This is a genomic window from Marinomonas mediterranea MMB-1, from assembly GCF_000192865.1.
Lineage (GTDB): Bacteria > Pseudomonadota > Gammaproteobacteria > Pseudomonadales > Marinomonadaceae > Marinomonas > Marinomonas mediterranea.
In genome coordinates, this window is the sequence record NC_015276.1 from 3,674,602 (window position 1) to 3,696,694 (window position 22,093).

Annotated in this window: 19 protein-coding genes; all 19 read right to left on the reverse strand. The window is 41.0% G+C overall.

The genetic code is table 11. From position 1 onward, the window contains the following. Positions 1-1,176, reverse strand: a complete 1,176-nt coding sequence (neuC, locus tag MARME_RS16835; protein ID WP_013662465.1) for a UDP-N-acetylglucosamine 2-epimerase — start codon at positions 1,174-1,176, stop codon at positions 1-3. Then, entirely contained in the window at positions 1,173-2,333 is a 1,161-nt protein-coding gene (locus MARME_RS16840; protein WP_013662466.1) for a LegC family aminotransferase, read from the reverse strand. The genes neuC and MARME_RS16840 overlap by 4 nt, the downstream gene beginning before the upstream one ends. Before the next feature lie 13 nt (positions 2,334-2,346). Further along, entirely contained in the window at positions 2,347-3,537 is a 1,191-nt protein-coding gene (locus tag MARME_RS16845) for a UDP-N-acetylglucosamine 4,6-dehydratase (RefSeq protein WP_013662467.1), read from the reverse strand. Positions 3,538-3,685: 148 nt separating this feature from the next. Further along, positions 3,686-5,785, reverse strand: a complete 2,100-nt coding sequence (locus MARME_RS16850; RefSeq protein ID WP_013662468.1) for a motility associated factor glycosyltransferase family protein — start codon at positions 5,783-5,785, stop codon at positions 3,686-3,688. Further along, positions 5,782-6,102: a hypothetical protein gene (locus tag MARME_RS16855; protein ID WP_013662469.1), complete on the reverse strand. Its 321-nt coding sequence runs from the start codon at positions 6,100-6,102 to the stop codon at positions 5,782-5,784. Before MARME_RS16855 ends, MARME_RS16850 begins: the two co-directional genes overlap by 4 nt. 4 nt (positions 6,103-6,106) lie before the next feature. Continuing rightward, entirely contained in the window at positions 6,107-6,529 is a 423-nt protein-coding gene (gene fliS / locus MARME_RS16860; protein ID WP_013662470.1) for a flagellar export chaperone FliS, read from the reverse strand. A 17-nt stretch (positions 6,530-6,546) separates the two neighbouring features. Beyond that, entirely contained in the window at positions 6,547-7,938 is a 1,392-nt protein-coding gene (fliD, locus tag MARME_RS16865) for a flagellar filament capping protein FliD (RefSeq protein WP_013662471.1), read from the reverse strand. A 34-nt stretch (positions 7,939-7,972) separates the two neighbouring features. After that, positions 7,973-8,416, reverse strand: coding sequence for a flagellar protein FlaG (locus MARME_RS16870; protein ID WP_013662472.1), 444 nt, complete (start codon positions 8,414-8,416; stop codon positions 7,973-7,975). A 60-nt stretch (positions 8,417-8,476) separates the two neighbouring features. Next, positions 8,477-9,337: a flagellin N-terminal helical domain-containing protein gene (locus tag MARME_RS16875; protein ID WP_013662473.1), complete on the reverse strand. Its 861-nt coding sequence runs from the start codon at positions 9,335-9,337 to the stop codon at positions 8,477-8,479. A gap of 486 nt (positions 9,338-9,823) precedes the next feature. Next, entirely contained in the window at positions 9,824-10,687 is an 864-nt protein-coding gene (locus MARME_RS16880; protein WP_013662474.1) for a flagellin N-terminal helical domain-containing protein, read from the reverse strand. Between the two features lie 209 nt (positions 10,688-10,896). Then, a complete protein-coding gene (locus MARME_RS16885; protein WP_013662475.1) occupies positions 10,897-12,450 on the reverse strand; it encodes an HD-GYP domain-containing protein in 1,554 nt (517 codons plus the stop codon). A 17-nt stretch (positions 12,451-12,467) separates the two neighbouring features. Beyond that, positions 12,468-13,682, reverse strand: a complete 1,215-nt coding sequence (gene flgL, locus MARME_RS16890) for a flagellar hook-associated protein FlgL (protein ID WP_013662476.1) — start codon at positions 13,680-13,682, stop codon at positions 12,468-12,470. A gap of 11 nt (positions 13,683-13,693) precedes the next feature. Then, positions 13,694-15,673 (reverse strand): flagellar hook-associated protein FlgK, encoded by a 1,980-nt coding sequence (flgK, locus tag MARME_RS16895; protein ID WP_013662477.1) that lies wholly within the window; start codon positions 15,671-15,673, stop codon positions 13,694-13,696. Between the two features lie 127 nt (positions 15,674-15,800). Then, positions 15,801-16,817: a flagellar assembly peptidoglycan hydrolase FlgJ gene (flgJ, locus tag MARME_RS16900; RefSeq protein ID WP_013662478.1), complete on the reverse strand. Its 1,017-nt coding sequence runs from the start codon at positions 16,815-16,817 to the stop codon at positions 15,801-15,803. A gap of 14 nt (positions 16,818-16,831) precedes the next feature. Next, the gene (locus MARME_RS16905) at positions 16,832-17,926 is read right to left on the reverse strand and encodes a flagellar basal body P-ring protein FlgI (protein WP_041648887.1); all 1,095 of its coding nucleotides are present in this window, start codon (positions 17,924-17,926) and stop codon (positions 16,832-16,834) included. A gap of 33 nt (positions 17,927-17,959) precedes the next feature. After that, positions 17,960-18,628, reverse strand: a complete 669-nt coding sequence (flgH, locus tag MARME_RS16910; protein ID WP_013662480.1) for a flagellar basal body L-ring protein FlgH — start codon at positions 18,626-18,628, stop codon at positions 17,960-17,962. A gap of 18 nt (positions 18,629-18,646) precedes the next feature. After that, positions 18,647-19,432, reverse strand: a complete 786-nt coding sequence (gene flgG / locus MARME_RS16915; RefSeq protein WP_013662481.1) for a flagellar basal-body rod protein FlgG — start codon at positions 19,430-19,432, stop codon at positions 18,647-18,649. A 26-nt stretch (positions 19,433-19,458) separates the two neighbouring features. Continuing rightward, complete coding sequence (gene flgF / locus MARME_RS16920; RefSeq protein WP_013662482.1) at positions 19,459-20,196, reverse strand: flagellar basal-body rod protein FlgF; 738 nt, start codon at positions 20,194-20,196, stop codon at positions 19,459-19,461. 192 nt (positions 20,197-20,388) lie between these two features. Further along, positions 20,389-22,086: a flagellar hook protein FlgE gene (locus MARME_RS16925; protein WP_013662483.1), complete on the reverse strand. Its 1,698-nt coding sequence runs from the start codon at positions 22,084-22,086 to the stop codon at positions 20,389-20,391. Positions 22,087-22,093: the final 7 nt, after the last annotated feature.

The following is a 22,093-nucleotide window of genomic DNA, read 5'->3' on the forward strand; positions in this document are numbered from 1 at the left end:
TTACTGAGGGTCAAAACTAATATCATAAAAAGACTTAAGGTCTTTAGAGTTAAAAGACTTTAGAAGCTTAATAACCTCGGAACTCGCATCTCCCTTATCATATGGGTTGAGGGCAGGGTTGAGCTCCAGGTCCGAGTAGCATTCGAGTGCCTGATTGATAGCACTAACAATGGCGTGTTTATTTACATTTGCATGGATAACGCTCGTTGCTGACTCACGCCCTTTTTGTCGTATTCCTATATTTACTGTTGGCCTACTAAAAGACGGCACCTCGATAATACCGCTCGAAGAATTCCCAATAACAGCGCTAGAATACTTAACAGCACTAAGATAACGTAACTGCCCTAACGATTTAAAACAAGCGACGCGATCTGGTTGGCTAGCAGCATAATCCTCAAGTAATGGGATAACAGCTCTTCCGCCTTCATCAGCGTTAGGATATGTAAGGAGTATTTGATGATCAGGGAACAGATCTAAAGACTCTAATAGCGCTACCATCGTCTCCTTTGGATCCTCCTCCCCATAAGTTACAGGGTGATAAGTCACGATAAAGTACGGCCTATTAAGCTTGAAGTTGATTGAAGTTGAAAGCTCATCTCTAGAAAGAAGTTCCAGGCGACGCAGGTTGTCTAATCCTAGTGCCCCCACATTGCAAACTCTATTTGGGTGCTCACCAAGCTGAATAACTCTATGGCGATGACTCTCCGTTGATGTGCAATGTAACGTGCTCAACTTTGAAAGAGAGTGCCTAATGACATCGTCATATGCGCCTTCGGTCACTTCCCCACCATGTATATGTAAAATTGGAATATGTAAAAACATTGAGGCTTGAGCAGCCGCTAAGGTCTCATAGCGGTCACCAAGAACTACCATGAAATCCGGCTTTAATCTAGACAAAGCATCACATATACCTATCACGGACAACCCAAAACTTTTAGCAACACCAATAGCAGTATTTGATGACAACAGGCATTCAATCTTCTCATCTATATCAAACCCATCGTTTTCGATCTGTTTATAAGTTAATCCAAACTCAGGTGAAAGGTGCGCCCCTGAAACAATCAATTGCAACTCAAACTCTGTATCAGCCTTCATGTCTTTGAGAAGCCAAAACAGAAGCCCATACTCTGCTCGTGTTCCCGTAAAAACAGCTACTTTTTTAGGATATTCTTTCATTCAGTATCCTTCTGTAGATTCCTTGAGGAACTAGGTAAGTTAACCAGTCGATCTTGAATGTATTCAGAATTATTAAGTGGGCCTTTTAGAGACTGCGAAAACATAGGTAATTCATTCATCAGCCTCCATACAGGTCGAGTAAAGATACCATTTTGATTCGTTTCATTCAGAAAGACATCGCGAGCTACTTTATTGGGGAATATTACGGCGTTCAACCAGTAATTAGACTTAGCGTATTTTGGCTCACTAACAAAGTTCAAATTGCTATTCTCAAAAAAAGCTTCATAACAAGAAGCTATCTCTCTTTTATCTGCTATTATTTTCTGCAATGAGTCTATTTGAGCACAACCTAAAGCCGCATTGAGATTTGGCATTCTATAATTAAAAGCAAGTTCATCATGATAATATTCATAAGAATGAGCAACTTTAGCAGTTGTAGTAATATGTTTGGCTCTTTCCTGCATCGCGACTCTATTACATAGCAGCATACCACCACCGCCAGTAGTAATGATCTTATTGCCATTAAAACTTATTGCTGAAAAATCGCCATGCAATCCGGTATGAATGCCTTTATAAAATGAACCTAAACTTTCTGCAGCGTCTTCAATCAACGTTAACCCCCACTTATTGCATGTCGCAACTAAGGAGTCTAAATCAACTGGGTGACCAAAAGTATGCATAGGTAATATTGCTTTGATTGCACGATCATTAAGCTTATGGAAACACCCTTTATCGTTTGTGTAGGCGTTCTGCTCCAAATACTCTTCGAGCGCGACAGGACACATACCTAGACTATCCATAGATATATCGATAAAGATAGGATCTGCGCCTAAATACCGAATGGCATTACAAGTAGCAACAAAAGTCAGAGCCTGTGTAAGAACTAAATCTCCATCAGCGACACCAGCTAGATACAAAGCAGTATGAAGTGCCGCCGTACCATTTACCGTTGCGATTGCTTTTTCGGCGCCAGTAAAAGCTTCAATTCTGCGCTCAAATTCGTCGACATAGCGCCCTACAGAAGAAACGAATGTACTGTCTATTACTTCCGCTACGTATGATTTTTCTTTTTCGTAAAATATAGGGGCATGTAATGGAATATTACTATTCGTTTGATATAGGTTTCTAATAAATTTTATTACTGACAAATTTTCCATATGAATAATAAAGTCACATTTTACTGTCTAAATATTTCCCGACATCAACGTAAGAGAACTCCGGCAATACCTTAAGAAAATAAGAAACAATTTCTTTTTTACTCCAACTTCCTCTTAATCTCAATTCATTAATAGAATTTTCAAACTCATCGAGAATATCATCCTCAGGTTCGCCACCAGACTTTACAATCCCGATACTACGAAATCGTTCCATATCCAGAGTTTCAAGATCGGTGAAAAACTCTTCAATATCTTTTTCCCCAGTAGTATTTGAGGATGAAAAGAAGCATGGCCATAACTTAGAGTCACACTTTTGGAAACCGTAATCTCGTGCCTCGCTCTCACTCTCGCATTCAAGCGCCTCATAGCCTTGCTGCTTGAGATAACGACGAGCGATTTCAGAAAAGGTAATAAGGTGCTGCGAATCATCAAGTTTTGGAAAAAAAACATCTCCATTTTTTCCAAAAAGACATGACATTAAACAAAGCTCACCTGACTCCTGAGGAGTCAAAAAGTAACGTCTAACATCATTAGGCGCGACTATAGGTTGCTTTTTTAATAGTCTATTTCTAAAGCTATACAATAAAGAGCCATCAGAAAATGCGACATTTGCAAACCGAGCAGTTGAAATGTCTATCTCCTTGCTAAAACGAGACAAAAACATTTCCATAATTCTCTTCGAAGCCCCCATCATATTGACTGGGTTAGCCGCTTTATCAGTTGAAACGCAGAAATATTTTTTGACACCACTTTTAATCGCTAATTCAAGAGTTCTATTTGTATTAAATATATTGACGTTGATCATGCGCATCAAAGTATAAGGGTCTTTCTCACTTCGAACATGTTTCAAAGCAGAAAGGTTTAGAACATAATCATATTTCCCATCAGCCTTAAAAAATGCCTCGTATTCAGTAGAGCCGACATCAAGAACATAGCTCCTAAAGTCTCCATCGATATAGCCGTATTCACTTCGAAGATCCCTAACTAGCTCAACAATATTGTTTTCACTAATATCGACGACATGTAATTTAGCAGGCCCGCGCCTAAATATTTCTTTTGTAACAGCCTGACCGATAGAACCAGAGGCGCCAAGAACCAAAAACGAGGAACGAGACACTATATCCTCAATTTTTCGCTCACGAAGTATAATATCTTCCGAAAAAAGATCGGTTTCTCGACCAACAAGCTCTAATATATCTTTCATCTATTGCTTTAGCCCACTAAATCTCACACTATTTGAAACAAGAAAATTTTATAAGTAGATTTAAAAGAAGCCTCTACTTTTCATCTAATCTAAAATATTATAAAGATAGCTTATATTTAAAAAGTAGAGATCTGAAATGCAAAAATAATTAGAAGTTATACAAACCGTCTAAATATCCATTTCCTTTATCCACGAAATTCGAATAGTTTTCTAATTGGCTTGGCATTTCTTCAATAAACTCTATAAAAAACTGTATTTGCTCTTTCGCAATATCAGTATAATCATCTTCATTATGAAAAATCATCGTTACGACTTCATTAGCAAAGTAAACAAAAGACCCATACATAAGCTCACAAACAAATGGTGTTCCCTTGTAGTATTGCTGCATCAATAAAGAGTTAAACTCAGAGAACGCATCAACAATCTGCACTTCATTATCGAAGTCACGTGCTAGAATATTAGAAAACTCTTTTGAGATCGTTCTAAATGTATCAACAACATCTAAAAGTTCCTTCCCCTCAAAAGAAGCATCCTCAGCATTTGAGAACGTCTCTAAAATATGTTTAATAACCTTTTTCTTGAAACCAGAAGGAGAATCTGGAATTAGTAAACTTTCTTCTCGTAATGGCGTAGAACCTTCTATTTTCACTCCATCAGATAAGTTATAACACTGAAATAGCTTATTAACTTTCTTTGATCTGACAATACTAAGCTCAATTTGGACACGAGATGTATCCATCAACGTAGTAGTAAAAACTTGTCCGCCGAAGTTTGCCGGTCGCTTTAGCAGCTGAGAATTATTATTAAATAAACCTGAGTTCGAGCCATCATCATTATAGTAGCCGCTGCTTTTAGAGTGGTGTTTGTCAAGTTTTCTAAAACCGCAGTCCACTCCTATCAGATATACATCAGAGAAGCGGAACAATTCAGCATAAGACATTGCCAAGTTCGCGACTATTGGGGATGAATAATGCATGGTCGATAATTTCTGACGATTTCCCACTGATACAATACGACTCAGCATCATAATAGAAGAAATAGGCTCACTTGGTTTCAAACCTATTATTGAGTTATCAAAATACTGATAAAAATCTGGATGCATTACATTAACTGTAAGAGCATTTATACCTGACAAGTAATCCGGACCTAATTTTTCTATTTTTTCAGCTGTATGTCTCATCCGCTCAACATCAACATGAAAGTCAGGTTTAATACCATATTTTTTTAATGTATTAAGAGTAGTACCACAAGAGAAAATGATGGCATCATCGTAGTGTTTTTTTATTAGATCAATATGTTCATCTAACGACGGTCCATTACCCAATATAAAAAGAGGACAGTTGGCTAAATTAATTTGTTTTTTTATCGAAAGATCTGGAATAACAGCTAAGCGCGTTCGCTCTTTTGGTCGGGATAAGTACTGAGCAATCCCAATAACACCATCATCGAAAAAACCCCAACCCATAATCTGACGAACATATTGATTAAAAAATTCATTCAATACATCTTCAATATGCTCACGACTGTAACTCATGTATAAATAAGTATGGGCAGCCATATATAGACCGTTAAAACGCAGAGTTCTAACATAATCATTCATAAACTGCTTTTCATCTACACCTAAAAAAAAGTGTAATGTAGAGTTTCTCTCTTCAATAATATCAACTACCCACTGCCAGTCTATGGCAAAAAGGGAATAGTAGAATAAGTCTAAGTTTTCTTCATAGATGTAAATATGTTTAACATGGTGATTATCTAGAATTCGAACGAGCTGGTAACCTAAATCAAAACCAAAAAGTAAAACCCCTCCAGCAAAATCTGGGAGTTCGCTTTTTCGTTCCGTTGTCTTCAGTACCTCTTTGATACGAGTGTGTATTCTACTTAAATAATATTCATGTCTCGTATTGTCAGATACATCAGTACTCAAGCTAACTGTCGTACATAGAGGGTTACTACAAAAGGATGTGTATTTTTTCTCGATTTGATCGAACGGAGACTCTGAAAACAGAGTAAACCCAGTGTCTTTAAAGAGAATATTTAATGCTCCATCACTTTCTAAAAAGACATTTTTTTCGGATGGCTCGTAGCCCTCAATAACATCATAAACATCAGGGAAGAACTTTTTTATGACAGAAAGGTTTTTAGAAAACCGGCCACTGAAGACATGATCATTTTCAACTAAACGCTGATAGCCTTTATTTAACCTAGTTAAGAGTTCTTCTTCGACAAGAAAGGCGTTTTCTTTCATTTAAGATTTTTAACCTTATGGTAGCTGACAATTTTAGCTCGATTATTTTTTACGCTATTTTGCTTATCTTTAACTGTTTCGAGCTCTTTCTCAATATTTTCCTGCTCTACTCTAACAATTTCAGCCGCTCGTTGAATATTTTCCCCTAATGTTCGAAGGATCTTTTCATTACTCGCTAGTTCTTCTGGTTTTAGCCTGTCAAAGTGACATTTTGATATATACTTTTCCAGCTCAAAAATCGTATCCAAATCCTTAATTTCTATCGCTTTCTCTAAAACCGCGTTTAGCTCGAAATAGAATGCATCCGCTCGTGGCATTAAGCTACTCACTCATCGCTTGCTGTGCATATGCTTCATCTTTATCAGCTTGGCTGATTTGATCCCATGCACCTTTTATTTCAAGCATAAGTTTCATAACTAAATCTATCTTAGAAATATCAAGAGATACACTCGCTTCGTGAATTTGTAGAATCATAAACTCATACAAACCATCTAAATTATCTACGAGCTCTGGGTTAGCATCTCTGTCTAATGAATCACGTAGAGCGTTAATAATTTCCACTACCCGAGTAAGTGTCGTAGATTTGTTTTCAAGGTCTTTTCGCTCCATAAAACCTTTTGCGAGAGCAAGGCGTTCTAAAGCTCCTTGCATCAGAAGCTGAATAATTCGATGAGGGTCTGCAGAAGCCAAATCCGCTTTCAGCGAATCTTTTTTATAAGCCTGAATGCCTTTATTACCATACATATGTGTTATTCAATCTCTTACTTTTGATTCAAGTTACTTAAACTAGTTAGAAGCGCTGTACCACTATTATTCAAACCTGCCAATAAAACATCTAAATTTGAAAACCTTTTCTTTAACTGCGCTTCGTAAAGTCCTATCCTATACTCAAAGTTCTCTTTGTCTTCTTCCTTACTATCAGCAGACGTTTGCGCCGCGTCACTCAAGTCTTTTAAAACCCCAGAAGAACCAGTAAAGTTTTCAAGATAGCTGTCCATGATACTAGCGATACCATTATCGCCAGTAAACAGTGTCACTACATCATCGTAGCTATTTTCCATAGCGTCATCAAAGTCAGTACTATTGAGAGACAGCTTCCCATCATCATCCATTTCAATTCCGATATCAAAGATAGTCGAAAGATCTCCGGCATTTGTAAAAGTTGTCATCAAGTTTGAGTTGAGTTGCCCTTCTAACCCGCGAATAAGGCTACTGCCATTTAAAATATCACCAGCACTTGAATACTTGTCAAAAGTCGTAAACAACGCATTATAGGATTCAACGAAGCTTTCCAATGTCTCTTTTACAGATTCCGTATCAAAATCAATGACAGACTTGGCGGTCTCGGGGTTACCATCGGTTCCAGTCTCGGATTGCGCCAATGCCTTAATGGTTAAGCCCGAAACCGCGTTTTCAAATGTATTGGAAGAACTATTAATCGTAATACCGTCAACATTAATAATAGCATCTTGTGCCGCGTCTTCAGTGGCAATAGACAACCCCGCGGAACCAGCCCCTGTTGCTACGGATGAAACGCTGTCTAAGGTAGCGTCGGTATTTGTAACGACCAGGTCATTACCTGAGCCTGTAACATCAGAACCTAAGGTCAGATATACGTTACCGTTGCCATCGTCAACTAAGTTAGCTGAAACACCAAAGTTATCAGTTGAATCATTTATTTGCTCGCGGACCTCGGATAACGTCGCGCCAGCAGCAACAGATACCGTAAAAGTATCTGAACCAGCAGTGAAAGTTAAATCGCCTCCCGTTGCACTGACTACATCATCGGTAGAGGAAAATAGACCTGCCGAGCTAACACTTCGACTACCTTGAGCCAGCTGGCTAACAGATACATTGTAAGAGCCATTTGCAGCTTCTTTATCTGCTGTTACAGAAACAATATCACCAGATTCGGGCTGAGTGCTAGTTGCCGTCCGACCTGTAAAAAGATCTTCATCATTTAAAGATTCAACGGCTTTTTCGAAGGTCTCAAGAGCAGACTTTATAGCGCCATATGCAGATACTTCAGACTTATAATCGCTAATTTTAGACTCGTAGGCCTTTACTTTAGTGTCTTTCTGCACGCTAACCATGTTTTGGAGCAACGTTTGAAGATCTATTCCAGACCCTACTCCTAGTGATGATACTGACATTTTTATAGCTCCTTTGGCTAATTAATTAGCCAGATTACACTTCACTATTGACCAGACTGCCTTTTAAGTCGCTTACTTCTTCAAATATATCATCAATACGTTTGGAGATTTTCAAAAATTCTTCTGTTGGAATCTGACGTACAAGATCACCTGTTTCTCGATCAATAACCTTAACTACATTATCGCCGCCTTCTTCAGAAAGTTCAAAGGAAAGCGATACATTTAGCTGTCTCATTTTCAGGTTCACTTCGTCTGTCTGAGATTCCTCGAATGACAGAATTTCTTCACTCGTGGCATTGGACAATTCATTCTCGAAAGTATTCTTAGCATCTTTATCAGGTGTAATATCGACACTTTTCTTAATAACTTGAGCTTCTTTTTTTTGGACTTCTTGGAATTCACGAGCATTTGACTGAACATCAGTGCCGGTATGCAGTTGCGTTAATGACTGTTTTGATACATCGGAGCTAATAGACATAAGTGCCTCCCATAAAGCAAAAAGCTGGAGCAAAAGCTCCAGCTTTTAAGCATCGCTCAATTAGCCTAATAAAGAAAGGGCTGTTTGAGGACGTTGGTTTGCTTGAGCCAAAATAGTAGAACTTGCTTGCTGTAGAATTTGCGCACTAGTAAGTGTCGCAGTTTCTGTTGCAAAGTCTGCATCACGTACACGAGAACGTGCTGCAGATACATTTTCAGAGATATTACTCAAGTTATTGATAGTAGAGCTAAAGCGGTTTTGAACAGCACCTAGCTCAGCTCGTTTTGAATCAACCGCGGCAATCATATTGTCGACTTGAGTAATTACAGATTGAGCTAAAGATGCAGCACTGATAGAAATCGTTGATGCTACGTAACCAGCGCTGTTCAAGCCAGAAATCTGGAAACCAGCACCAGCAGCACCAAGCGTGTTAACCGAACTCAAACTAAATGAAATCGTTTGGTTTGCATCAGCACCTACCTGAAACTGACCGTCATATGTGCCATCAAGTAAGTTTTGGCCACCGAAAGTAGTGTCTGTTGCAACACGATTGATCTCTGTTGCAAGCTGAGTAATTTCTTCTTGAAGCGCAGAACGGTCTTCATCCGTATTCGAACCGTTCGCAGATTGAACTGCCAAAGTACGCATACGTTGAAGCATATTGGTCGTTTCATCTAGCGCACCTTCAGCAGTTTGTGCCAAAGAAATACCATCATTCGCATTACGAACTGCCTGATTCAAACCATTAACCTGAGAAGTCAAACGGTTTGAAATTTGTAGACCAGCCGCATCATCAGACGCACTGTTTATTCGCAACCCTGATGACAAACGCTGATACGCAGTATCAAGCGTGCTTCCAGTTTTAGTTAACTGGTTCTGCGCATTCAAAGATGACGTATTAGTATTAACGTATAAAGCCATGACAGCCTCCTATTTTTCGCCATTATAAGCCTACTAGCAAGTAGACTCGTGATGTGTATCTGAGGCGCCAACCTCTGATATATATACACAATTAAAAACCTCTTATATTAGGTAACGGCAATAATTAGAGTTGCTTTAGAAAAAAGATGATATTTTTTTTCCCATCATGGCAAAAAAAAGCCTACAAAAACGGCAAAAGCTTTCATATCAAGTACTTAGGAGACGCTTTTTTCTTATTTTTTTTTCGTGAATTATCATTAAATAGCTTCATCAGGGGCTTTTTTTAGTTGGCATAGAATGTGCTAAACAGTATATGTGAGGCGCCAACCTCACAAAAAAAAGCCAAGTGCCTTCAACACTTGGCTAACAATTACTTCTAGGAGAAAGAAGCAAAAACATTCGAATACGATCGCCAAACCTCTTGCCTCCCGTATTCGAGTTTTCTTCACATAAGCGGCCTGATCAGCCGCTTTATTTTTTTAAAGACTAGCCTCCCAACAATGAAATCGCTGTTTGCGGACGCTGATTTGCCTGAGCCAAAATCGTAGAACTCGCTTGCTGTAAGATCTGTGCACTTGTTAAAGTAGCCGTTTCAGTTGCAAAATCCGCATCTCTTACACGAGAACGCGCAGCTGATACGTTTTCCGAAATATTACTCAAGTTATTAATGGTAGAACTAAAACGGTTCTGAACTGCACCCAATTCAGCTCGTTTTGAGTCTACTGCCGCAATCATATTGTCTATTTGACTAATAACGGACTGAGCTAAAGATGCTGCCGAAATCGAAATTGTCGAAGCTAGGTAACCAGCACTATTCAAACCAGACATTTGGAAACCCGCGCCTGCAGCACCAAGAGTATTAACAGTACTTAAGCTAAACGAAATAGTTTGGTTTGCATCGGCGCCCACCTGAAACTGACCATCATAAGTTCCATCAAGAAGGTTTTGCCCACCAAAGGTGGTAGTCGTTGCAACTCGATCAATCTCAGTTGCCAACTGACCCATTTCTTGTTGCAAAGCAACTCGGTCTTCGTCCGTATTCGAACCGTTTGCAGACTGAACTGCTAGAGTACGCATACGCTGCAACATATTAGTTGTTTCATCTAGCGCTCCCTCTGCAGTTTGAGCCAGAGAGATGCCGTCGTTTGCATTTCGGACAGCCTGATTCAAGCCGTTTATTTGCGACGTTAAACGATTGGAGATCTGAAGGCCCGCCGCATCGTCTGCTGCGCTATTAATACGTAGACCAGAGGACAAACGCTGGAACGCTGTATCAAGCGTACTTCCAGTTTTAGTTAGCTGGTTCTGAGCATTCAAAGAAGAGGTATTTGTATTTACATATAAAGCCATGATAATTCTCCTAGAAATTAATTATTTCTTCATAGCAACCATTTGATTTAGTTAGTTATTTGGTTGCCCTTTGCATATTCTATTTATCGGATCAGCTTAAAAAATCTTTAACGTTTTTTTAACTTTTTTTAGATTTTTTAACACCTAAATTAGAGATGCACTTTAGATGCAAAGCTTATCGTCAGCTAGGAAAATATCTTTAGAGAAAATTAGAAAATATAGCGGGTAAATTGAATATTAAAATCAGATGGGTTCACTTCCTTAACAACCTCTACATCGACCACATCAATTTGCATATCCGTCGCAGCCATCAATGCACTACTAGACAGACTATAGACCTGGCGAACTAAAGAGGGCTCTTTTTTACGATTAAGGGTCATAACAAAACCGATTCTGCCATTTGACAACTGAACACAGCTGCCGACAGGAATAACGCCAATACTCTTAACAAACACAGCAACGATCTCTTTATCAAACGAGACCCCGCTTTCTTTAATCAAAATCTGGCGCGCCTTAATAGCACCCATTGAAGATTTGTGAGCCTGCTCAGATGTCATTGCATCATAGGCATCTACGATAGCGCCGATTTTGCCGTAGATACTAATTTCAGTGCCTTCTTTGTTTTTTGGATAGCCTGTACTGTCTGGCTTCTCATGGTGATCAGCCAACATAAGATAGGCAACTTTAGGCAACCTCTCAAACGCCGACAGAATCCGTTGCCCAAAGTCAATATGCTTATGAAACAACCCTAACTCCGCATCTGTAAGCTTGGATGTTTTGTTTATCATTTCATTTGGTAGTTTTGAACGACCTATATCCATCAGCAATCCACCTAACGTGATAGCATGAATATAATCATTAGATAAACCCAGCTCGTGCCCCATATGACAAGATAAGACCGCGACTCCCATCATATGCTGAGCAAGATAATTGTCAGCACTTTTAATATGCCTAAGAACCAAGAGCGCATAAGGATTACGAAGGTAAGAGCGATTTATTTTTTTACAAAGTTGATCCAACAAAGCTAAATCCGAAACGTCTCCACGGCGAACAGATTCAAAGAGGCTCTGAAGCTGCTGAAGCCCCTCTTCCATCAAATCTGTCGCAGAATCCACCTCCTCCCTAAAAGGTACCGTTCTAACAATTTTTTCTTTTGTCGGCATCGGCGCAGGCTGGATTGGCACAGAATCTAAAGGTTTCCCTTCAGTATTATCACTCTTAACATCCTTTACACTGTCATCAGGATCTATGAGGGATTCCTGAAGCGACTCATCATACTTACCGGATTTATAGTCCATTATATAGTCTCGAGTATGATCATTAAGCATCCTTCGAAGATAACGATAGAGGCTCACACCTTTTGGATACATATTTCTAAGATAGCTGGAGCTGTAGCGCTTATTTAAACGACGAATACTTCGGACAGACTTGCCCATTGCAATCGAAAGACACAAAAGCAAAAAGCGCTCTTCCGCATCATATCGCCGCTCTCTATGAGACCCTGCGATCGACGACTCCTTAAAATAAGGATCATAAGGAAGAAAAGAATCGTTTAACAAAGGTTTGAGTTCATCAAGCGCAACTTGACGCATAACAACATGAACTATTTGATGTTTTTTTGAATGCTTCTTGATTAGACCTGATACGCGAGAATCTGACAAGACATCAGACTTTATCCTGATCGCCTCTAGGATCTCAGATATGTCAAAGTAGCCATAATTTATGTCTACTCCGAAACAATGATCTACGTCTTCTATTGACACACAAGATCCCTAAAACACTAAAGGCTATTAAATAAAGATAAGCTTGCAAGGCGAGTAAACAAAGACTGCGTTGCACTCACGGCGGTGTTAGCAGACTGCAATTCGGTAGCCGCCTCACTTAGGTCTATTCCCGCAATTTCATTCATCGCCAATGTATTAGAGGTCTCTTTGGAAGAGATATAACCCTCTCGAGCGCTAATGGTATTTATTCTAGAACCGACTTCAGACAATGCAGTACCAACAGTTTCTTGCGTATTTTTAATACTGGTTGTCGCGTCTCTCAATGCTGCAGTTCTTTCCGCACTGGTCGCATTACTATCCTTTAATACGGATATAGTATTGTTTAATTCGTTAAGAACATTATCTCTAGTCGGCGTATCAAGCGTGACAGACACAGTCGAGCCAGCACTGTCCATTGTAAAAGACATGCCCATAACATTAATGGCATTGCCATCTTCATAGGTACCTGAGTCAACGACATTTCCGTTTACATCCGTAAAGCTGTATGAATTAGGGGCGCCAGCCGTCGTTGAAAGGGTATAAGTATTATTGGCAGGCGTTATCGCATCATAATTATCATCAACAAACTTATCGTAAGCGTCTTGATCATCCACTAATGACGTCAATGTCGCCCCGCCAGCTGTAACGGTGGCCGTAAAAGTGTTACGTGTCCAAACATCTTGAAAGACCTTCTTTCCCGTATCATTAACTGGAATTGAAACACCATCAGCAATTTGAGCATAATTTTGTGTTTCGTTACCACCATATACGTACTCACCTGCCCCATTCTTCGACATTGTAGGACTAGCTGAATCGGACCCAGAAAAAATATAATTCCCGTTAGCGTCCTTTGAATTCATTAGATCAGCCATGGAATCGACAATAAGCGAGAGTTCTTCTGCTATGGACTCTAGATCAACATCATCATTAGCTGAGTTCTGAGCCTGAATCAATAGCCTGTTAGCCCGGTCCATAGAGGTATTTAAACTATCTAACGATACCTCTTCGTAATCTAATGCATTTTTCGCAAGTGTCATCGTTTTTTCATACTGATCATTACGCGCATTTTCAGCCTGATAATTCAGTACTTGACCCGCCCCATTTGGGTCATCACTTGGACGAACGATACTCGATTCTTCCGAGATTTTTTCGTTGATATTCATATAACGCTCGTTCGCTTTCGCCAATGACTGCGCCGTTTGCGTATACATCATATGGTTAGTGACTCTCATAGCGCTCTCCTCTATCCTACAACACCCAGAAGGGTGTCAAATGTTGTTCTAGCCGCCGAAATAACTTGGGCAGACGCAGAGTAAGATTGTTGATATTTAAGTAAGTTCACCGCCTCTTCATCTAAGCTTACGCCAGAAATTTGATCTTTGCTGTTGACCGACTGGTTATACACAGTTTCAGCAGCCGTTTCATTTGAAGACAAAGTAGAAGTAAGGCTACCAACACTAGTCACAAATGAAGAATAAGCTTCCGTCAAAGTCTCACTACCATTCACTAAAGAAGCATTCTGAATCTCAGCAAGTAATAATCCATTATAGTTATCATTCTCGCTGTCCGTATTGAATTCAATATTATATTCATCTCCCGCTTTTGGGGCTGAAGACACTGAAATATCATACCCTGCGGCGGCTGCAAGTCCGGCCTGTTCTAGAAGGTTAGTATAGTCCGTAACACCAGCGACGGTTGCCAATGTATTCCCTGCGCCGTCTCGAACCTCATACGTAGTATTGTCTGGTGTAAATACAATAGACTGAGGTGCGGTTGAATCTAATCCGCCACCAACACTAAACCCTGACGTTGCAGGATCCAAGTTAGTGATTGTGGAAACACTAATTTCAACGTCGGACAAATTCGAAGACGATTTTGAAACAGAAATAGGGGAAGCTAATGCAAAGTCATCGCCGTTTGACGCTGATAATTCAAGGTTTTTAGCAGCACCTTCCGTCGGCACAAAGGAAAACTTATCCTCAGTAGAGTAAGTCCCACCAGTGTCAAATTGGACCTCTATTCCAAAGCCATCGACTTCAAAGTACCCATCGGAGTTAGGTGTCGCTGTCGATGTATCTACTGGATTCGATTGCTCTACCACCTTACCATTCGCGTTGTACGTCTTAACAACAAATTGTGTATTCGAAATCATTTCGACTTCATAGGAGTTAGTTGTCAGCTCATTCGACGCACCTTCAGTCACTCTTACTTTAATGTCGCCACTGCTAAATCCGTTATCATCGTTAGGTGTAACTTCTATATCACCTGTCGAAAGCAAATTATTACCATAGTTACCATCAGCATCCAAACCTAGCTTATTTTGCGTGTTTAGAGAGTCAGCTAGAACAAGAGCCTGTAACCCAAGAGTACGCTCTGCTTCATCACTAAATTCGTCACGATAATCAATGAGAGCCCCTAAACTCCCTCCGATATCATCGGTCGAGGCACCCACATCGTGGGAACCAAAATCTACCTTTAACGTTAGGTTGTCTGAGCCTGAAGACTCTCTTTCAAGAGAAATTTCATTAGCACTTCCCTGTAGTACAAGCGGCGTGCTTCCTGCCAGTTTAACCGTCATCAATTCATTATCATCATATGCCACATCAATATCGAGGTAACTAGATAACTCAGTAACAAGCTGCTCTTGCTGATCTCTCAATTCATTTGCAGATGTGCCGGTTTGCGTTTCTTGTTTCAGGATCTCAGTATTCAAATTAGAGATCTGACTGGTTATTTCATTTACACTTTCAACAACTGCATTAATTTGCTTATCTGCTGTCGTTTTTTGCTCATCAACAATGGAAGCCATTTCATTGTATCGCTGTACAAGACTCTCAAAGCTAGAATAAGCCGTATTCCGAGCGGAGCTTGAACTAGGGTCGCTATTGGCTGTTTGTAAATCGGTAAAAGACTTACTCAAGTAGGTATTTAATGAAACGCTGTCTTCACCGACCACATTATCCATGTTGTCCATCATAGACGAGTAGGTTTTGTAATAGTTGAGTTTCGAATTGTCAGACCAAACTTGTTGATTGCGGAATTGATCTACTAGGCGAGATGTGTCGTTGATTTTAACTCCACCACCTAACACACTGCTCGTGGCCGTTTCTTGACGGTTATAGCCCTCAGTATCAACATTTGAAACGTTCTGACCTACCGTGGATATTCTCGCCGAACTGGTTTGAAGACCGGAAAGACCAATATTTAATAGGCTGGTACCCATAGCTAAACCTCTAAAAACGATATGAAGCAACGACTCGTTACAAATATATTATCGGTAAGCTATGCAATTACTTTACCAATTTTTTGGTATTCATAGAGCAATGAGCGAATGCTCTTGTGCGCAAGCTCTAAAGGCGAGTAAACCATTTACTTGATAGGATATTTTGAATTTTAGTCGCATAATCAGGATCTGTCGCGTACCCACCTTTTTGCAGATAGGCGGCAAACATTGCAGCATCGTCACCTGCCTGTAAGGCATCTTTATACCGCTCGCTTGTATCTAGGAAGTCAGCATAGTCGATAAAGCTGTCTTGAAAAGAAGAATACGCCCGAAAAGCAGCGCGCTCTTTCTTAGCGATACCATCTCGGTATTCAAGCGTATTAACAACCGCTTTATCGCCGGACCATCTTGAATCCGCCTTAATACCAAATAAATTAAAACTAGCGTTGCCATCTTCTTTAGCAATTGGATATTTTCCCCAACCAGACTCTAATGCGGCTTGAGCTAAAATAGCCTTAGGGTCAACCCCAATAGATTCCCCCGCTTGCTTAGCTAAAGGCCAAAGCGCTTCAACAAACGCTTCAGGGGAGTCAAAAATCACCTCTTTTGCGGATACCGTGTTTGGGGGCAAAGAGTTCTGGGATGACGAGCTTTGAGACAAAGAATTTTGCGAAATAGAGCTTTGAGGGGCTGTTTTTTCCGAATCACTTTTTGCCGCATTGTCAGCAGCAAGCTTAACCATGGTATTTAGTTGACCAGAGTCTATTCGATTTAATTGAGACAACCAATCTGAATCTGAACGAGTCATCGACGATGACGCCTGAGTAGCTTCGACACCACTCCTGTTCGATAGCTGGCGAATCAAAGCATCGGCCAACCCCACTCCGCCATTGTTAGCGAGGGATTGAGACATTTGAGAGTCCATCATTTCCTGATAATGCTTCATCTGACTTGAGCTAAATAGATCGCTGCCAATATTCTCATTCGCACTGCGCATGTTCTTAAACATCATATTGATGAAAATAGATTCAAATTCTTTGGCAACTTGCTTCAATGCAGCATCAGGGTCTTTTTGAGACTGAGTTTTTAGCCTCGCTAATGATGAAAAATCAGCAAAAAATTCGTTAGCACCTATTCGACTCATATTTTCACCTATATCTAGATAACAACCAGATCAGCGTTAATTGCACCCGCTTGCTTAAGGCCCTCTAAAATCGCCATCACATCTCCTGGCGCAGCGCCAACCTGATTTACCGCTCTAACGATATCATTAAGCGACGCGCCAGGATCGAATACAAACATATGACCACTGTCTTCATCGACCGTAATTTCCGATCTCGGCGCTAAAATAGTCTCCCCTCCTGCTAGTGCATTTGGTTGGCCTATTTCAGGATTCTCCTTGATCGTAACGGTTAGACTGCCATGCGTCACGGCAGCAGGAGACACTTTAACGTGCTGCCCGATAATAATAGTACCCGTTCGAGAATTTATGACAATTTTTGCTCGCTCTTCGCCAAGCTGAACATCGAGATTCTCCAATATAGAAAGAAAGGTCACGCGCTGAGAGGGATCACGTGGCGCCGTTACACGAATCGAAGTGGCATCTAAACTCGTCGCCACTCCCGGCCCCAAAAGCCCGTTAATTTTATCTGCGACCTGTTTCGCCGTTGTAAAATCGGGACGATTAAGATTAAACGTCAACGTATCGCCACGGTTAAAGCTACTCGGAACGACTTTTTCGACCGAAGCACCATTAGGGATGCGCCCAACTGTAGGAATATTAATAGATAGACGAGAACCATCTGCACCTTGCGCTCCTAAGCCACCAACGACTAAGTTTCCCTGTGCTATCGCATAGACCTCTCCGTCTGCACCTTTTAGCGCAGACAACAACAAGGTACCGCCTCGAAGGCTCGACGCATTACCTAACGAAGATACCGTCACATCGATTTGCTGACCAGGTTTAGAAAATGGAGGAAGAGTAGCGGTTAGAGAGACAGCCGCGACGTTATCGGAATCAGCATCGGTACCCGCCGGTAAGTTGATACCAAATTGGTTCAACATACTAAGGAAGCTTTGATTCGTAAAGTCGGTGTTATCCCCCGTTCCATTGAGACCAATGACAAGACCATAACCAAACAATTGGTTTTCTCGTACCCCTGCAACAGAGGCAATATCCTTCAATCGATCAGCTAATGACAACTGTGACACCACAAGTGTAAACAAGATTATCAGGCGTACACAGCATTTCATAACCATAATCAACGTCTCTTTATATAAACACGATTAGAAGGGCATCCATTTAGAATTTATAAATCGGGTCAACCATCCTTGCTCACTCCCAGCAGCCAATTCACCGGTACCAGAGTATGCAATACGGGCATCAGCTAATCGATTAGATTGTACCGTATTATCCGCTCCAATATCTTCCTCTCTGACCAATCCTGACAGTCGAATGTATTCTTCGCCTTGATTTAACGTTATCCACTTTTCTCCGCGGATAGCGAGCAAACCATTTGGGTACACCTCATATACTGTCACCGTTATGCTGCCTGTTAAACTGTTACTTTGATTTGCGTCCGCACTGCCCGAAAACTCAGAGGTCACTGAAGGCACCGTCGTATCTAAACCAATGGGAACACCTAATATTGTTGGATTGCCAATAGTCGCGCTTGAGTCTTTACTCAGGTTCGCAGCATTACTTTTTGTAGAACTCGTACTTTCAGAAAGAGTAACGGTTAAAATATCACCGACACTTCGCGCTTTTTTATCACCAAAAAACACATCACCCATTCCTACCTGATAAATACCACCGTCTGCGGATTTAGAATATTGCAGTGTGGGTTGCACGACTGGCGTATAAAATGGATCATCAGCCTTTGGAGCAGGGTCCACCGCGGCACAGCCAGCGAGTAAAATAGGAAAAACAAACAAAAAAGAACGATAACGGTTCATGGTCCAGACCTATAATAATTAAAGCTGCTGAGTCACAAAACCAAGCATGCCATCTGCGGTAGAAATCACCTTAGAGTTCATTTCATAAGCTCGTTGCGTTGTGATCATATTTACCAGTTCTTCAACTGAATTAACGTTGGAAGCCTCTAACATACCTTGGCCCAGCTCCCCAAGTCCTTCCTCTCCAGGAACACCGACGATTGGCGCACCACTCGCTGATGTTTCTTCATAAAGGTTTCCACCTAAAAAGTACAAACCAGCTGGATTAATAAAATTAGCAATCGTAATGGATCCGATCTCTTCTTGATCCGTTTCACCCGCTCGCAATACAGAGACAGTACCATCATCTCCAATAGTAATATCAACAACATCACTATCAAAAGAAATTTGCGGATCAAGAAGGTTGCCGCTAGAGTCCACCATCTGACCTTCGCTGTTCAATTGAAAGGAACCGTCTCGAGTATAGGCCGTTGTACCATCTGAACGCGTAATTTGAAAGAAACCTGCACCTTGAATAGCGACATCTAAATTTCTGTCTGTCACGTTGTAATCGCCTTCTTCGAAATTCTTCTGCATCCCCGTTACTCGAACACCCGCACCAATTTGCAAACCAGATGGTAGCTCCGTATTTTGCGCACTCAGCCCACCTGGGGATTTTAGCGTTTGGTACATTAAATTCTCAAAAACAGCGCGCTCTTTCTTAAAGCCAGTCGTCGAGACGTTTGCTAAGTTGTTAGAAATAACACTTAGCTGCCTGTCCATTGCCGTCAGGCCGGTTTTCGCTGTCCAAAGTGCTGTTTGCATAATCGCTACTACCTATAAAAAATTATCTAACGTTCTAAGACTTTTGCCGATGCAGTGGCGTTTTGTCTAACAGAATCCATTACTTTGATGTTCATTTCAAAACGACGAGCCAGTTCCATAATCTCTGTCATTTCTTCAACTGCATTTACATTGCTGCCTTCTAAAAAGCCCGATATCAGCTTAATGTTATTGTCCTCATCAAGCGGAAGTCCATTCTTTGTACGCAGTAAGCCGTCATTGCCTTTAGTAAGATTTTCACCATCCGTATTTACTAACTTAATTCGACCAATTGACGTCGTTTGCGTAGCATCACCGCCCTGCGGAATAAATGAGATAGTGCCATCAGACCCAACATGCAATGCATCTAACGGGGGGAGAAAAACAGGCCCAGCACTACCAAGCACTGGCAACCCAGTTCCAGTAACCAACTGGCCTGCGGAGGTCAATTGAAGGTCGCCTGCGCGGGTATAGACTTCTTGTCCCGTCGCATCCATAGCAGCGATAAAACCATCCCCCTGTATTGCTACATCCATATCTCGCCCAGTTTCAATCATCACCCCTCTTTCCATTCGAGTGCCAGGGTTTTCAGTCATGGCATAGACACGCGAGGGGTAATAATCGCCATTGACTTGCATGGAACGAGCTTGCTCAAAATCAGCTCGAAAACCGGTTGTCGCGACATTGGCTAAGTTGTTGGCATGAATACCCTGTGCATTCATCACTTGAGTGCCGCCACTCATGGCCAAATACAAGGCTCTATCCATTACTGACTCCAATCAACAAAAAATAAATCGAATTAATATTACAATTACTTAATGCAATCAAATTTCATGCCACTTTCAGATCATCAACTAAAGAAGCTCACCACAACCTCTAAAAACCTTTTAAAAATAAGACAGACACAAAAAAACCGACTTTCGTCGGCTTTTTTGTGTCTGTCTTTAACCCGTAAACGCTTAACGAAGGTTAATTATCGTTTGAGTAACCGTATTTTCAGTCTCTAACGTCTTCGAGTTCGCTTGATAGTTTCTTTGAGCTTCTATCAAGGCAACAAGTTCAGAGGTCAGATCCACATTTGACTCTTCTAAAGAGCCACCTTTAATGCTACCCAAAGTACCGGTATTTGCCTTGCCGATATTTGCCGCTCCAGAGCTGGAACTTGCCACCCAACCAGTATCACCCGATGGATTCAAACCATCCGTATTATCAAAGGTCGCTAGCGCAATCTGCCCCAACGTCGCTGTTTGTTGGTTTGTATAGGTCGCAACTAAGAATCCATCTTCATCAAAGCTAACGCCTTGCAATTCACCCGCTGCAAAACCATCTTGTGAAAAAGTATCTGTGCTCGTAATAGCGTATTGAGTGGAATCATCAAAGCTAATTTCTAACTCGCCAGTCAAATTCGTTGGATCCCAACCTGTGATAGTTAAATCCGTTGCTGGCACCGGGGTGGTATAAGGCTCATATCCCGTAAATGTCCCTGTTAAGTTACCACTTGAATCAAACTTAACAATAGTGTCTTCTGGCAAGTAAAGATTTCCATTCGCATCCGTCGTTTCACCATCAACGGTCACCTTAACTTCCCACGTATTATCCTCACCCTGCTTTATAAAATAATAACCGACAGTATGCGCCTCACCCAATGAATCATAGATTGTGTTCGTATTATTATAGGTGTAAGTGTTCGCATCTTGTGGATCAAAGCTTTCACGAGCGTGACCTTCTGACGTAGTCAACTCCCCTGCACTCGGATCAAGCCCAGCACCAAGGTTGATGTCGCCAAGTGGGGTATTATTAACCGTCGCAGTCGCATCCGCATAATTCAGAGGTATTGTCGTAGGCGTAATGGGCGCCACTGTGGGAATATCACCAACAGTAGGTTCTGTTGTACCACTATAAACAGCAGAGTAAGCCGTGTTAGTCAAGCTACCATCAGCATCATCGAAAGTAACAAAATAGTCACCCAAAAAGGCATTGCCACTGTCATCCTGCAGCTCACCGTTGACCGTCATATAAACTTGGTAAGTATTTGGTGTCTCTGACTTTGCATAATAAAGCGTTACAACATTATTAGCAGAATCTGTTACAGTTTGTGCGTAGGTATATGTATCCGTGTCAGACGGATCAAATGATTGAGAAATATAAGGTGGAACATCTTCAGCACTGGAGTTTAAATTTGCCTGAATTTCAACACTCGTCGTAGCCTGAGGGGCAATACGTTCAGTAGGTACTTTAAGGTTTTCTAGTGTACCACCAATCGAACCATTCACAGAGTTATAACCCTGTACAAAACCACCGTCGTTAGTAACGAGGTTACCCTCTTCATCTAACTTAAAATCACCTGCCCGAGTGTATGTCTGTACACCTCCTTGATCCACTACAAAAAAGCCACTACCATCAATAGCAACGTCGAGGTTATTGCCAGTATCGTTGTAATTACCCGCAGAAAAATCTTGCGCAACGTTATTCACACTGACACCACTACCAATGGTATTACTGCTGCCCGAGCCAATAACATTTGTATTGTACAAGTCACCAAATTCAATACGAGACTTTTTAAAGCCAGTCGTATCAGCGTTCGCAATATTGTTACCTGTGACGCCCAAATAATCTGCGGATGCCTTGATACCTGAAAGTGCTGTGTTAAAACCCATGAGAATT